This window comes from Virgibacillus sp. LDC1 (assembly GCF_025792345.1).
GTDB lineage: Bacteria > Bacillota > Bacilli > Paenibacillales > Paenibacillaceae > Paenibacillus_AQ > Paenibacillus_AQ lautus.
On sequence record NZ_JAOXLZ010000001.1, the window covers coordinates 3,029,531 to 3,045,200 of the forward strand.

The 15,670-nt window shown below is 53.0% G+C and carries 11 protein-coding genes; 1 reads left to right on the plus strand and 10 read right to left on the minus strand.

Annotated features, from left to right (window positions below; all coding sequences use genetic code 11):
- Positions 1 to 137: 137 nt before the first annotated feature.
- Positions 138 to 1,751 carry a YifB family Mg chelatase-like AAA ATPase gene (locus OHJ21_RS13465; protein WP_486020257.1) on the plus strand — a complete coding sequence of 538 codons (1,614 nt, stop codon included), beginning with the start codon at positions 138 to 140 and terminating at the stop codon, positions 1,749 to 1,751.
- 300 nt (positions 1,752 to 2,051) lie between these two features.
- Here OHJ21_RS13465 and OHJ21_RS13470 read toward each other — a convergent pair whose 3' ends face one another.
- The 10 genes from OHJ21_RS13470 to OHJ21_RS13515 all read right to left on the minus strand — a co-directional run bounded on the left by OHJ21_RS13470 (position 2,052) and on the right by OHJ21_RS13515 (position 15,588).
- Positions 2,052 to 2,435, minus strand: a complete 384-nt coding sequence (locus OHJ21_RS13470) for a YraN family protein (RefSeq protein WP_100538151.1) — start codon at positions 2,433 to 2,435, stop codon at positions 2,052 to 2,054.
- Positions 2,435 to 2,746 (minus strand): EscU/YscU/HrcU family type III secretion system export apparatus switch protein, encoded by a 312-nt coding sequence (locus OHJ21_RS13475; protein WP_100538152.1) that lies wholly within the window; start codon positions 2,744 to 2,746, stop codon positions 2,435 to 2,437. The genes OHJ21_RS13470 and OHJ21_RS13475 overlap by 1 nt, the downstream gene beginning before the upstream one ends.
- Complete coding sequence (locus OHJ21_RS13480; protein ID WP_100538153.1) at positions 2,743 to 4,776, minus strand: hypothetical protein; 2,034 nt, start codon at positions 4,774 to 4,776, stop codon at positions 2,743 to 2,745. Before OHJ21_RS13480 ends, OHJ21_RS13475 begins: the two co-directional genes overlap by 4 nt.
- An 80-nt stretch (positions 4,777 to 4,856) precedes the next feature.
- Positions 4,857 to 5,474: a ribonuclease HII gene (locus OHJ21_RS13485; RefSeq protein WP_100538154.1), complete on the minus strand. Its 618-nt coding sequence runs from the start codon at positions 5,472 to 5,474 to the stop codon at positions 4,857 to 4,859.
- Positions 5,475 to 5,703: 229 nt separating this feature from the next.
- The gene (locus OHJ21_RS13490; RefSeq protein ID WP_486020258.1) at positions 5,704 to 9,540 is read right to left on the minus strand and encodes a GH32 C-terminal domain-containing protein; all 3,837 of its coding nucleotides are present in this window, start codon (positions 9,538 to 9,540) and stop codon (positions 5,704 to 5,706) included.
- Positions 9,541 to 9,629: 89 nt separating this feature from the next.
- Complete coding sequence (locus OHJ21_RS13495) at positions 9,630 to 10,514, minus strand: ROK family protein (protein WP_394054735.1); 885 nt, start codon at positions 10,512 to 10,514, stop codon at positions 9,630 to 9,632.
- Positions 10,515 to 10,557: 43 nt separating this feature from the next.
- On the minus strand, positions 10,558 to 12,021 hold the full coding sequence (locus tag OHJ21_RS13500; RefSeq protein ID WP_486020260.1) for a glycoside hydrolase family 32 protein: 1,464 nt from the start codon (positions 12,019 to 12,021) through the stop codon (positions 10,558 to 10,560).
- An 86-nt stretch (positions 12,022 to 12,107) separates the two neighbouring features.
- Positions 12,108 to 13,709, minus strand: coding sequence for an ABC transporter substrate-binding protein (locus tag OHJ21_RS13505; protein WP_100538158.1), 1,602 nt, complete (start codon positions 13,707 to 13,709; stop codon positions 12,108 to 12,110).
- A gap of 57 nt (positions 13,710 to 13,766) precedes the next feature.
- Positions 13,767 to 14,648: a carbohydrate ABC transporter permease gene (locus OHJ21_RS13510; RefSeq protein WP_100538159.1), complete on the minus strand. Its 882-nt coding sequence runs from the start codon at positions 14,646 to 14,648 to the stop codon at positions 13,767 to 13,769.
- Positions 14,649 to 14,664: 16 nt separating this feature from the next.
- Complete coding sequence (locus OHJ21_RS13515; RefSeq protein WP_326114107.1) at positions 14,665 to 15,588, minus strand: ABC transporter permease; 924 nt, start codon at positions 15,586 to 15,588, stop codon at positions 14,665 to 14,667.
- Positions 15,589 to 15,670 lie beyond the last annotated feature (82 nt).

Consider the following 15,670-nt stretch of genomic DNA (forward strand, 5'->3'; position numbering starts at 1 on the left):
TAAATTGACATGCGGGAGGTAAACTTTTACAATACGGACTAGAGTTACCCAGCGAAAATGAGGAAGCACCCTTTTCGAATCTTGGATGTTCTATTTCGATTCAATCCACTGATATCTGAAGAGAGGTGCTTTCATTTATGTACGGAAAACTTCATAGCGCTTGCTTGCACGGCATTGACGGCGTTGTCATCCAGGTGGAGGTGGACCTGGCGAACGGGCTGCCCCAAACCTCTATCATCGGTCTGCCCGATTCCTCCATTCGCGAATCGATTGAGCGGGTACGGGCAGCAATTAAGAACTGCGGTTTTACCTATCCCTTAAAACGGATAACCGTCAATCTTGCACCGGCAGATCTGCGCAAAGAGGGCTCTTCCTTCGATCTGGCGATCGCCGTCGGCATATTGCTAACAAGCGAGCAATGGACCTTTGCGAATGCCGGACAAATGTTGATCCTGGGCGAACTTGCTCTGGATGGTACGCTTAGGCCCATTACAGGGGTATTGCCCATGGTAGAGCAAGCGAAAAAGGAAGGGTATGCCGGAGTTCTTCTTCCGCGCGAAAATGCTCCGGAAGCCGCATTGATCGGGGGAATCGAGGTTTATGAGCTCCAGCATTTAAAGGAGCTTGTCCAGGAAGGACCCGATGATCACAGCCATAATAGTGAAACTGGGGGAGCTACAAGCTATACCGTTTCGCTGTCCAAGCTCAAATATGATCGGTCAACGCATTTAAGCAAAACACAAGGGGACGGCCTGCAGGACAAGCAGCTGGAAGACTATAGAGATGTAATCGGTCAGCAGCATATCAAACGCGCCTTGACCATCGCAGCTGCAGGCATGCACAACATTCTGCTTATTGGGCCCCCGGGTACTGGAAAAACGATGCTTATGAAGCGCCTCCCTACCATACTGCCGCCGCTGGCGGATCAAGAAGCGTTGACTACAACGAAAATCTTCAGCGCTGCCGGAAAGCTAAAGCCATCCGATGGGTTGATGACAAGACGTCCCTTCCGGTCTCCTCACCATACCATTTCGGCCGGCGGGCTCATCGGAGGCGGCACCATTCCGAAGCCGGGGGAAGTCAGTCTGGCCCATAAAGGCATCCTGTTCCTGGACGAGCTTCCTGAGTTCTCGAGGCATGTGCTGGAGGTGCTGCGACAGCCCCTGGAGGATCGTGAAGTAACCATCAGCCGGGCACGGGCGGTATTTACCTTCCCGGCGCATTTCATGCTCGCTTGTTCGATGAATCCCTGTCCGTGCGGTTATTACGGCAGTGATCACCCCCATCAGCGCTGCACGTGCAGCGTTACACGAATTGCTCAATACCGCGCTAGAATATCGGGGCCCTTGATGGATCGGATCGACCTTCAAGTGGACGTGCCGCGGCCCAAGGAGTGGCCGGGAAACGCGACACCTATATCCTCCGAGCAAATGCGGGATCAAGTCTATGCGGCACAAACGATTCAATTGAAACGCTACAGCAGGCTCCCGTTCAGCTGGAACAGTGAACTGTTCGGCAGCTTCCTGAGGAAGCATGCCATGTTGGACAAGGACTCGGCAGAGCTTCTGCAAGCGACAATCGATACGCTGGGCCTGAGCATGCGCGCTTACGACCGCATCCTGAAGCTGGCCAGAACCATCGCCGATTTGGAGGCATCCGATGAAATACAAAGCCAGCACGTTGCAGAAGCGATTCAATATCGTCAGCTGGATCGACAATATATCACCGCCGAAGAAACAACTCGTTTATGAAATGTAGTCTTTAGCCCACGGGGGAAGCGAAGTACTTCGAGCCGCGACATGCCCTGTTTAATTTTTATGTCTCCAATGTCGAAGAGGCTTATCAGCATCTGAAAGAAAACAGAGTACGTGTCGATACCATCCTGGAGTACGGCGCAACCTATTTCACTTTTTATGATCTGGATAACAACGGTCTGGAAGCTTGCTCCTATTGAATAAATAACCTGTCCTACGCAAAGAAGGTGATGGAGCTCAGCTCCTATCACCTTCTTCTTTATTGTAATTCTTATGGATTCTTCGGATCGCATCCATCTAAAATGCATTCTCGATATGATCCATCGAGACAAGCGTCAGATCTGCCCGAAGCATAACCGAGATAACATCAAACCGGATCGGCCGTTCATAATAACGCTTATGATGAACGTACTGCTGGGCCGTGTTCCGGACCTGCATCACTTTGCGGGCATTCACGGACTCGGAAGGCGTACCGAAGCTGGTCGTTCCGCTCCGGCTTCTGACCTCAATCACCACAAGGGTCTCCCCTGTTTCGGCAACGATGTCCAATTCTCCGGTGCGGCAGCGCCAATTCCGGTCCAGAACCCGGTATCCTTTTTCAATCAGGGCAGCGGCCGCCAGCTCTTCGGCAGCCGCTCCCTTTTGTTTGCGGTTGTCCTTTTTTCCGGATGGCGAGGTCATTACGGCATTATCCCTCCATCCTTCGCTTGACGATCCGCACGATAAACATATGTCAGCACTTCCGCAACCAGCTGGTACAATTCCTCCGGAATCTGCTGATCCAGATCCAGCTTGGAGAGAATCTCCACCAAAGCGGCATCTTCCTGGACAAGGACGCCATGCTCTTTGGCTTTGTCTAATATAGACTCCGCCAGTTTCCCTTGTCCTTTGGCAACCACAACCGGCGCTTCGCTCTCGCCGGGCGTATATTTAAGGGCGACCGCCTTTTTCATGGCCGTTAGTTCCCCTTGCTCTTTCTCAAGCTTATTCATATTCGCATATCCACCCCTTTGTAGGTTTGCGGGGTGTATTCTGCTGCCGTTCCCTGCACGGACGTGTCTGAAGTAGGCGGCGCAGCTTGGGGCAGCGGTTCTGTTTTTACGCTGAGCAATTGGTAGCCGATAGACGAAACAGCCTGAGCCAACTCTTCCTTTTTCCCCTCAAACAGCTCAGCGGCATAACTTTGATCATTCCGAAAGTTAAGGCTGACAATCCGGTCAACGACCTGCACATCGATCAAGGTCGGACCCAGAAATTTCATGTCCAAGTCGAACAACAGCCTGCAGTTGGTTGCATCCAGCTCACCTCTGCGGCCTCTGCGTGATTGAATATGTACGGATGCAGTCTGTTCCCCGTCGGCCCCATGCAGGGGTATGAACATCGTGACCTGTGCGAACGGAGCCGTTCGATCGGTGTTTAGCAAGAGCTGCTGGCCCGTTAAATGCTGAACGACTTGCTGTGCCGCTTCCTTTAGGGCGGGCGGCGCATCCTGACTGGATAACACCTGAAGCAATACTCCCTTCAGTGTGTCTTGCAGGGCAAGCGCCGATTCACCCGATGGCGTTGAGGCCATGACGGCTTGCTGTACGCCTAAGGCGATATTCTGCTGGCCGGATGGCACAACCGGCTGTGTTAAGCCCGGCTGATTCACGGCACCGGCCTGAGCATTCGGGACAGCTTGCTGGTTCGCATTCGCCGCACTCCCTGGCGTGGCGAGGGCCCCTGGTGTAATCGCTGCTGAGCCACTGCTGCCAGGGGCAGGGGTTGCTGGCAGGGATCCCGCTTGTCCGCCTGCTTGACCTGCAGCAGCAGCGGTTGGCTGAGCTGCAGGGGGCGGCGGTGCAGCAGCTCCCGCAGCTGGAGCAGGAGCGGGTGCGGGCACTGTCGCATTCGCTCCAGGCGCGGCGGCGCCGGGAGCCGCGCCCGCGGCCGTGCCGCTGCCGGGCAGCCCGGCCCCCGGCTGCCCGGCAGGTGCTGCGGCGCTGCCCGTGCGCGCCGCTTCGCCCGCGGGGCCCGTACCGGCCCCGCGCAGGGCTTGCTGCTCGTGCTCCGCACCGAGCAGCTTCAAGAGCCGCCCCACCCACGGCTCCGCGCCGGGGGTGGGCGGCTTTGGCGAAGGGCCTGCGGCCCCTTCGCCTAGAGCTGCCGCCGGCCCCGTGGGCACGGCGGCGGGTTGTCCGGCGGCAGGCGTTGCCGTGCCGCCGCTGGCCCATGGCTGCGCGAGCTCGCCGCGCAGCTGCTGCAGCAGGCCTTGCAGCTTGGTCAGCAGCGCCTGCTGACCTGAACCGGCCTGCGCTGTACTGCCAGCGGCACCGTTCGCCGCTGCTGCTTGCTGCTGAGCGGCAGCGGCTCCTTCTCCGCCAGCTGCCGTCGGAGGCGCAGCGGATGCTGCATTTTTCCCCGCAGCGGCTGCGTTTCCGGTACCGTTGCTTAAAGCGGACGCCAGCTGCTGCTCCAGCGACTGCAGCAGCTGATGCAGCTGGGGTCCGAACACAGCCTGATGCAGTCCCTTCACGCTTTCGGGGGTAATCGGCAGGCCGCGGTGAAACGCGATCGCAGCCGACTCCGCCCATTCCGCCGCGGGAATCTGCGGAGGCTTCACGGCCAATGCTTCTCGGAACATGGCGATATTGTCCTTCGTCAGCGGAACTCCAGCATTCTGCATGCCCCGGATCATTTCGCGGTTCTCCTTCGTATCCGGAAGACCCGCAAAATCCAGCACCTCAGCCATGGATGACGGGGACAGCGGCTGTCCCGGCGTTTGACTGAGCGGCTTGAGAACGGCCGTCCCTCCCTCTCCCGGCGGCTGAACCTGCAGAAGGGCTGTTTCCCCGGCTCGAAGCGGTGTTTCCAGCTTCGCCTTCACTTGAACGCCCTGGATCTGCACCACGGCTTCCTGCCCGTCTTCCGATACGTTCATAACGACACCGCGAACGACCTGACCCGGCTTTAATTCCAACGTCTTGGCGTCTCCCGGCTTCTGCTCACCCAGGAGTCCGCGAATCAACGATCCGATGTTCACGATAGTTCCTCCCACACCTTCTGTTTACCTTATATATCGGCAGCAGCCCGCCTTTTGACGAGGGCGGGCTGCATCGAAATCTAGAATAGGGACAATTGCTCAATCTCCATATTTTTCAGAAAGCTTCTTCTATGCATGGCTGTAGGTCCGTGCAGCTGCAGCTGCTCCCGGTGAAACTTGGTGGCGTAGCCTTTATGTACGGCGATTCCGTATTCAGGATAACGCTCCTCCCATTCCCCTTCGCACAATCGGTCGCGGGTGACCTTGGCAATAATGGAGGCTGCCGCGATGGACTGGCTGTTGGCGTCTCCTTTGATGATGGCACGCTGGGGAATATCGCAATCCACCTTCTCGGCATCAACAAGCAGAAACTGGGGAGTCACAACCAATTGCTCGATGGCCATCTTCATGGCAAGCCTTGCGGCTTGTTTGATGTTGATTCGGTCAATCGTTTCTGCATCCACCAAACCGACACCCACCGCCAGCGCCTGTTCCATGATAAGGTCGTAGAGGGCTTCCCGCTTCTTGGCACTGAGTTTTTTTGAATCGTTAATCCCTTCAATCACTAACCCCTCCGGCAAAACGACCGCCGCAGCGACCACGTCGCCGAACAAACAGCCGCGGCCTACTTCGTCAATACCTGCAATATGTATATAACGGCTCCAATACTCACGCTCGTACATTAATAAATCTGTCATAGGTTTAACCCCTTTGGTTCCAAAATTACCGTTTGTTACATCTTCGTGCACACGGTGTATCCCATGCTTTCTATCAATCTAGTAACTCTTCTAGATTATCACACTCACCACGGAGCGTCACCCTTTTATCCCGTCCCGATGTTCCTATAGGAGACGGATCTACCTTTGCCAAACAATCGGTTTATCCATCCCCGAAAAAAAGAGCTGCCGGCATCGGCAGCTCTTTCCCTTATTCGATGATCGATCCCTCCATTTCATTGCCAAGCCGCCACCTCTGACGATCCGAAGCGGCATCCGGCACATTCAATTCCAGCCCCGCACCGTCAGCATTCACGGCAAGGGCCCGGTCATCGTGCACCGATAGGATGGAGACCGTATCATCTTCCTGACGTTTCACTCTCCATCGCTGATTGTTATAACCGAGATACGTGTATAGCTGAATCCGGTTCTGCCCGGTATCGACATCCAAAGCCTTCCCTTCCGGCGTGCGAATGGAATAGGTGCCTTCCTCTCCTGTTGGTACCAATAGCCATAGCGGGTTGCCCGTACCCGCTGATTCCTTCACGGTAACGGGTTCGCCGTTTACGGATTTCTCGGCATAGATCACTTGGTTCACGGCTTCGTTCGTGAAGCTGGTTTTCGTAAGATGAGCTTCAGACGAATGACGGACGTAGACATTTTGATAGGAAGCCTGTCCGCCGAACACATTGACGCCAAAATTCCCTTCGGCAAATGTCCCGTCCATCACATCGATCACCTTCTTCCCGTCCACGTCGACCTGAATATGCGGACCTTTCGCTTCAATCCTCAGGTGATAGGTTCTTCCCCCTTGGATAAATTCAGGGACTTTGGCCAGTACCTGACGTTCCTCAAATCGACCTTCAATCTTGTAAAAGAGTCGAACAGCCTTCATACCAGGGTCCAGATTCAGATAATATCCACTGCGGCCATCCTCGCTTGCCCGAAACAGCATGGATCCTGCACCGCCTGCTTCCCCAAGCCGCATGTCGCCTTCAAACGTGAAGTCGCCGGCCTTCTCTTCCGCCATATAATTGGCATCGCTTGGATGGCTGCCCCGGATTCCATGCTCCGTAACGACCCACTTCGAAGCCTTAAAATCCGGTTTCCACCCCGTCAGATTCGTCAGAAATGTTCCGCTCGTGACCAACACGCGGGTGCTCGCCGATATTTTTCCGTTTGGAGTCGAGGCGGTAATGATGACTTCTCCCGCATTCACCGCTTTTAATACGGCATGAGTGTCATCGGATGAAACAATCCGGACCGTATCGGGATGACTGGATGTCCATACCAGAGGTTTTTTCCCCTTACCCCGGACACGATCCACAGTTGCGTACAGCGATTCGGTCTGTCCCTGGGACAGCTCCAGCTCGTATGAATCCATTAGGATGCGGGAAGCAGGCTCCGATGGATCAAGAGGCCTCCACACGGAATCCAGCTCATGCACCTTAAGGGACTTCAGCTTCACTTGGCCGTCTTGGGTGTAGAAGCTCATCCCCCGTCTGGCCTGATCCGGAAAAATAACGTCCGAGAACACAACGCTTCCGTCATTGCCAAACACCTCCACTGAAGATTCATCGACATAAATACGCAGCTTAACCACTCTATTTACGGGGTGCAGCAAAGCTTTGTGTTCGGTCGTGAACAGGTTGGAGAAATCCGTGGTTCCCGATGCCGAGCGGTCTATGAACATATGATGCGTGGCGTTGTTATAACCGACCACCGTCTGTTGTCCGCCGCCTTCCCGCAGTCGGAAGCCGAATTCCAGCTCGCTGCTGTCTAATGGAATCTCGATTTCCGCCTCGATTTCAAACGCGCCGGCCTGAATTCCCTTTAACACATTCTGCGAGGACTCCGTAACTTCCCTGTTATTCACATGGATTACCGTATTCCGGAGGGTTTCTAGCTCAGAGATTGGAGACTGGTGCAGACGTATTCCCTCACTCGTCGTTCTGAGCGACAACTCTCTAGGGATGGTCAGCTGACCCTTCCAGCCCGAAGTCGGAAAATTGAAGGGATAATCCCAGTTCGTCATCCATGCCAGCATGATTCTTCGATTGTCCGGCAGGTCGGAGAAGGACATGGAGGCGTAGAATTCCTTGCCCCAATCCGTTCTCAGCACGGTCCCCGCCGTATGATCATTCATAAATTTGCCGTCTGGCGTCACATCGCCGATAAAATATTCCGCATCGGAGCCTTGGGTGTTCGGATTAGCGCCGCTGCTGATCATCAACACCCATTTGCGCTGACCGGAGCCGTCCACGGCAAGCTGAAACAGATCCGGGCATTCCCACACGCCTCCACGGATATATTCCCCATACCCGAAACGGTCCGTTAAGGTCCAATCGACAAGATTGTCGGAGATATAGAAGCGGATATGGTCTCCCCCTGATACCACCATGATCCAGCGGTTGTTGGCTTCATCCCGAACCACTTTGGGATCGCGAAAATCCCATCCTCCCGGATCCTCGCCCTGTTTGCCCGGGTTCTCGATGAGGATCGGCCGTTCCTTCGAATACGTCCAGGTCCGTCCGTGATCGGTGCTGTAAGCCAGTCCGATTTTCTGATTTCCGCCCGGCCGATCAGGATTGAAGGATGTGTAGTAGGCAATGAGTCCTTTGCCTCCGGAATCCCCGAACAGACCTGAAGCGTTCGTTGTATCGGCTACGGCGGAACCCGACCAGACATGTCCGAGATCGTTCCAAGGCAGTGCGATCGGCAGCCTGTTCCAATGCACCAGATCCCGGCTTACCGCATGCGCCCACTGGCCTCCGTCCTGATGGAAGAGATGATACTCCCCTTCGAAATAGACCAATCCGTTCGGATCGCTTGCCGAGCCTCGGATTGGGCTATAATGATACTGCGGGCGGTATTCCTCCGTATAATAATCCGCCATTGGGGTTACGTACACGTCCTGAAAGTAAGCCGTTCCGGACTTTACCTTCATCCCGATCGATCCGCCCGCGTAACTACTGTCGGATACGCGGATCGCAGCGGGTTCGTAACCATCTACAGCGATTTGAATGCTGTCTTCGGAGACGTGGATCTCCACATGATGCGCACTTGTGGGCAGGCTTGGGTAGGTACGGCTCGATGCGCCGATCACCTTTCCATCCGAAGTTTCCAGCGTTACCCGCACCTGATCATCCTCTCTCCTGAATACGGCCTCGTATCCCTCCGTTCCTTGATCGTTCCCTCTCCAATAGAACCCCGATTCAGCCTGTCCCCCTAAGGTGATATTGCCTTCCAGCACATAATCCGCAGCCGCATTCTTATAGATCCTGTAGGCTTCATGCCCTTCTAATGCCGTCCCCTTAAGGCCTTTGATATCAGGCTGCCAATCTCCGCTCGTAACTGCCGGACCGAACAGATTGCCTTTCCACTCGCTCACCTTGATGTTTTGAAACAGCGCGGAACCATCCCACACATGAAGACCCAAGTATCCTGTGGAATATGCCGTATCATTGACATCAATCATAGGTTCATATTGACTTCCCCAGTATACCTGGATTTGGTTCCCTACCGCCTTAACCTTGAGGTGAACGATATCTCCTTGACTTAACGAGACCTTTTTTTCTACCTTTATTCTCCCGCTATCTTCACGGGCATCCTTGAGACGAACCAAGCCTGCGCTTGGCACAATTTGCAGCATATACGATGACCAGCCATCAACGCTTGAGCGAAAGACCAGCGAAGCTTCTGCTTGCATATCCGTGATCATCACGTCGGCTTCATACACAAAATCATCCGCTCTTGTTGCGGAAATCGCGGCTGCGTTCTCACCTGGATCGGAGCTAAGCCGTAGTCCTTCAGCCGTATGTTCCATCTTGCCATTCCCCTTCAACTGCCAGCCTTCAAGGTTGGTATTCACATTGGATGCGCTTTCAAAAATGGTGCCCCCTCCTTTCTCTTTCATAGCTGCAGACTCATCTTGGACCGCTGAAGCCCATGCCGATCCCGGAGTAACGCTTGCCGCCAGCATCACGGTCATCATGATCGCAGACACCATGCGCATCATCACCGTATGTATATCCTGCGATAATTTCATATATCCACCTCTCTTCGATTCTTTACCACGCGTTATATAGGAAGGAACAGCCCGATCAATCGGGCTGCACCTCCTCAAGACGAGCCTGTTTATGATTGTGAATCTTGCCATGCCTGTATTCCCAGAGCCAATGCCCCGCACAATCCGGATTGGGTGCCTAATCCCGGTGGAACAATATAATTCCCAATATGGTGTATGATTTCGTCAGCAAGCACATACCCGTTCAAATTGCGCCGCACCTCTGCACGAATGAGGGGATACAACTGAGCTTGCTGCATAACGCCGCCGCCCAGTATGATTTTCTGCGGGGAATTCGTCAGAATCAGTCCTGTTATAGACTGCGCTAAATAATAGGCTTCTACTTCCCAAGCGGGATGGTCGGCTGGCAGCAGCTGCCCTTTCAACCCCCATCGGGCTTCAAGCGCCGGACCTGCTGCCATTCCTTCCAAGCAATCCCCATGATAGGGACAGGTTCCTGCAAAGGCATCTTCGGGATGACGTCTAACGGGAACATGCCCACCTTCGGGATGAAGCAGTCCATGTACAAGCCGGCCTTCGGAATATAGGCCTACCCCGAGACCAGTACCCACCGTATAATAAGCGCAGCTGTTCAGACCCTTGGCTGCTCCCCAAGTCGCTTCTCCCAAAGCGGCAGCATTGACATCCGTATCCCAGCCATAGGGTATGTCCATATGCGACTTCATCTTGCCGAGGACATTGATCTGCGACCAGCCTGGTTTCGGTGTGGAAGTTACATAACCATAAGTTGGGCTATCCGGTTTCAGATCGATGGGACCAAATGACCCGATGCCAATGGCTTCTACCTGATGATCTTGAAAATACGAAACCGCTTTGGACAATGTGTCTTCCGGCTGCCCTGTCGGAAAGCTGATGCTGTCCTCAACGATTCCATCTTTGCTTCCAATGCCGCAGACAAATTTGGTGCCGCCCGCTTCTATCGCTCCAATACGCATATCGCTGATTCTCCTTGCCATTTATACATTCATTTAACGTAAACTAACCTCTAGAAGAAAGATCATAGATGTGCAGCGATTTTATGACCTTCCGGTCATCATCGGCAAACACGGTTATCCCCGTAGATGCAGGATCAGGATAAATCAAATCCGTGATTACCGCCTGCCCGCGATCCGCGAACAATTCCACGGACGACCGGTCCACGAATATACGCAGCTCCAGGAGTGCGCCCGTAACCCGTAGTGACGCCATGTGCTTCCCGGAAAAATCTTCATGGAAATCAGCCAGCCCTGAACGGGTGCGATCCACGTAAACTTCGTTTGTCTTGGCATCCCAGCCGACAACCGTCTCTTGGCCCGGACCTACCCTTACTTTAAACCCAAGCGAAAACGCTGCATCGAAGCGGACATGAATTTCGCAGCTCTCCAGCCGTACATCGGCTAACCAGGCAGCCGCTTCATCCACGATTACATCATGGAAGGATCGTACTTCATTTCGGTACGCTTCCATTTCACGGATCGGCTGCTGCGTTACCGCGACTTCGCCTTCCAGCGTCTCCAGCTTGAGTTCCCGGACCAAGGTCATGGCCCCCCTCCAACCATCCGTTGGCGTCAGGTTGGCGTATTTCCAATTGCTCATCCAGCCGATGAACAGCCTTCTGCCATCCGCTGCCGGAATGTCCGACCAGCTGACCCCGGCATAATTATCTCTGCCGTAATCCAGCCACCGCACATCACCTCTGGATCGTTCATCCGGCATAAACGTTGTCCCGTCAAAGTTTCCAATGAAATATTGCGTTCTGGAGCCCTCAACATAGGCCGGATCATCGCCAATGCTGACCAGCATGACCCATTGGGCTTGACTATCTTCCGTAGAAAGAGGGAACAGATCCGGACATTCCCAGACTCCATCATGAAATCCGATGCCTTCGCCAAACTCGCTGGCAAAGGTCCAGTCCTTCAAATTCGGAGATCGATAGAGGCATACCGTCTGCCCGCACGCAACAATCATCACCCATTGCGATGACGGCTCATGCCAAAACACTTTGGGATCCCGGAAATCAACATAGGTGTCATGCCTAAGGACCGGATTACCTTCATATTTGGTCCAGGTCCTCCCATTATCCTTGCTATACGCAAGACTTTGGCACTGAACGATTTGATTTGCGCCCGTCGAATCGTCATGGTGCGTAAAGATTGCCACAAGGCCGGGCTCTTGATCGAAGAACCCGCTGGAATTGTTCCAGTCCACAACCGCACTGCCTGAAAAGATCGTGCCGTGTTCATCCGGCGCTAAAGCGATGGGAAGCTCTTCCCAGGACACCAGATCCTTGCTGACCGCGTGTCCCCAATGCATGGGCCCCCAGGTTGTGCCCTTGGGATGATGCTGATAGAACAAATGGTATTCTCCTTTAAAATAGACCATCCCGTTCGGGTCATTCATCCAGTTCTCCCGGGGAGAGTAATGATAGGCATTTCGGTAATTTTCAAGTTTGATGTTAGACATTGGCTGTACTCCTTCATTATCGTAATCAGGGATATACGGCCGTATTTGGACTGATATTCCTTACACGGCCGTTTCACTTTATGAGTTTATTTCATATTTCGGTCATAACCCGTTTGCTTGATCGTCAGCCATTCCTGGAGTCCCAGTCGATCCAGCTCCTTCAGGTAGGCGTCCCATTCCTGATTCACTTTCCCATTCTGATACCATTCGGTACGCATTCTTTCCAGGTAAGGAAACAAGTCCGCTTCAATCGTGGATAAGCGGTCCAATTCCTCGATGGAGAAAAATACTTTCGGGTACGTATTCTCCGCCTTCATGTGCGGTACCATGACATCCTTCATCAGTTTTAATCTCCATGCCGCATCATCCGGCATCGTGGTGTATTTGCCATAATACTCGTCCAGGATCGCAAGCGGGCCCGCAATACTTGTTTTTTGTCTGAGCTCTACAGGCGCCGTGCCTTCAAGCGGAAGATGCTTCAGCATCCCTTTGGCTTCGTCCAGCTCAAAAATATTTTGCTGGGTATCGTCACCGTAAGTTCCCCAGTTGTTCTGAACCGATTGGAGCGGTTCATACATCGCGTCAATCCATTTTGCCGTTTCTTCCAGCTTCTTGTTGCTGCTGGTAATGACCAATCTTCCCCGGTCAAGACCGATCCCGTTCGTTCTCGTTACATTGATCTCGCCGGATGGTCCTGCAAGCGGCGGCATCAGATCATATGTATCATTCATGCCTGTGATGTTGGCTTTATCCCAAGTAAAATACATCCCGTACCGGTGGTCTTTGCCTTTGGCCAAGTAGGTGTTCCAATCCTGCTGGAATGCTTCGATATCGATAAGTCCCTCTTTGTATAATTCATGGATGAAGTTGATTGCTTCCTTATACCCCTCCTCTGCGGCGGTAAACACCACCTTCCCGTCATCCGTAACAACGGTGTGGTCCCAATTCTCGCCCAAGCCGAATGAAGCAAACAGGAATGTCAGATCCTCGCCGCCCGGCTTATTAATGAAGGAAAGCGGTATTTCATCCGCCTGCCCGTTGCCGTTCGGATCTTGGGTTTTGAACGCTTTCAATACGGTTTTCAGCTCTTCCGTCGTAGTTGGCATGTCCAGCCCCAAGGCGTCGAGCCACTCCACGTTAATCCAGGGGAAGTTATCCACCGATTGAATCCGTTCTTTCCCTGAGCCCAACTCTTCGATCCATGGAAAAGAATAGATATGTCCATCCGGCGCCGTAATCATATTGACGTATTCCGGAGCTTCCTCCAGCACCTTTTTCAAATTCGGCATATGCTGTTCGATTAAATCCTCCACGGGAATGATGACTCCGTCCTTTGCCAGCTTCAGCAGATCGTAATCTCCGTACCCGGCGTCAAAAATGGCATCCGGCAAATCCCCGCTCGCCACGGCCAGATTGCGTTTTTCCGCAAACACATCGCTGGTATAGTTCTTCCACTTGATATGAATGCCCGTCTTCTCCTCCAGCCGCTTGTTGATCAGCTTCTCGTTAGGGTCTGCCGGAGCCAGCGGCGAGCTTTGCGTCAGGACATTCAAGGTCACCTTACCGTCCGGCGACTCTGTTGATGATTCCCCGCTGTTGCCACAGCCGGCCAAGAGCAGCACGGCTGCCAGAGCCGTAAGGGATACCGTTTTTTTACTGATATGTTTCTTTGATCTCTTCTTATTCATATCAATGACCTCCCGAATCATGTATTTGGATAATGACTTTATGTTGAAGGCGACCCGCTATTTAAGCGAGCCTACCATAACACCTTTTTCGAAGTACTTTTGGAAGAACGGGTACATAATCAAAAGCGGAAGACTGGATATCACGATCGCCGAATATTTAATCATCTCCGAGAGCCGTTTCAGCTCCGCCATCGCAAGCTGGTCGCTGATCATGCCGGGCGCCGCCTGATTTTGAATCAGAATCGACCTTAGGACAAGCTGCAGCGGGTGCAGCTTGGGATCGTCCAGATAGATCATAGCGTCGAAGAATGCGTTCCACTGGCCAACGAAGGCATACAGGGCGAGTACAAAGATAATGGGTTTGGACAGCGGAAGAACGATCCGGAAAAAGATTTTCATATCGGAAGCTCCATCCACATTGGCTGCCTCCTTCAGTTCATTCGGCACCCCTTTGAAGAAGGTTCGGGACAAAATGATATTCCACACATTCACCGCACCCGGGATGATCACGGCCCACACCGTATTGAGCATGCCTAGCTCCCTCACAAGCAAGTACGTAGGTATCAGTCCGCCTCCAAAAAATATGGTGATGATGAACAGCGTCATGAAGAAATGGCGTCCGGCCAGCCGGCTTTCCGAAAGTGCGTATCCCGCACAGACCGATACCGTTACCGTTAGTAGCGCAAATGCTGTTGAATACAACACCGCATTGCCAAAACCGCGAAGCATCGCCGGATTGGACAGGATCATCTGATATCCTTCCAGACTCCAATCGGAAATGTTAAAAGATAGTCCTTGATTCAGCAGCACGGTGGGATCCATGAACGAGGCCACCACGATATAAACCAATGGAACGACAACGACCAGTACGGCAAGCGTTAAAAAGATCGCATTTAATGACAACAGAAAGCGGTCGAAGCGTGAGTGTTTGACGGCCATGAGTATGACTCCTTTCCTAGTAGAGGCCTTCGCCTTCATTAAGTTTTCTGACAATAAAATTCACCGTTACGAGCAAAATGACATTGATGACGGAGTTGAATAAACCAACCGCTGCAGAGTACGCGTAATCGCCAGACTGCAAGCCGACCTTGTATACGTAGGTAGCGATAATTTCCGAAGTAGGAAGATTCATCGAGGTTTGCATCAGATAGGCCTTCTCAAAGCCAATCGACATAATGCCGCCTGCCGCAAGTATGAATACAATCGCCATAATCGGCCTTATGGTGGGCAGATCGATATTTCGGATGCGCTGGAGCAGGTTAGCCCCGTCCAGGCTGGCTGCATTATGCAGCTCGGGGTCCACATTCGCAAGAGCTGCCACATAGATAATCGAGGCCCAGCCCGCGCTCTGCCATATATCCGAGAGAATATAAATCCACCTGAAATATTCCGGCTGCGACATAAACATCAGCGGACTTCCCGTCATCCATATGACCCATTGATTGATTGGCCCCGTTGGGGACAAGAAGATAAACAGCATCCCGACAATGACAACCACCGAGATGAAATTGGGTGCGTAAAGAAACAATTGAACATTTTTCTTGACTGTCGCTTTGCGAACCTGATTTAACATAAGTGCAAGCAGGATCGGCACCGGAAAGCTAAAGATAAGACCAAAAAAACTCAATTTAAGCGTATTCATAAAAATGACGTCAAAATTCGGCGAGGCGATAAACTTTTCAAAATGCTTGAGCCCGACCCACTCGCTGCCGAGAATCCCTCTAATGGGACTGAAATCCTTGAATGCGATAACGGCACCGTACATCGGGACGTACTTGAATATAAGGGTCAATATAAGCGCCGGAGCTAGCAGTATGTACAGAAAATAGTTTTTCTTGATAAAAGCTAGCGTTCTTCCTGCAGAGCTCCGTCCCCTGATTCCCCCTGCCCCCTGATGGGCTGGATCCACTGAATTTTCCAAACCTGTTCCCCCGTTCTTTCTAGAGAAGTTTACATATTGC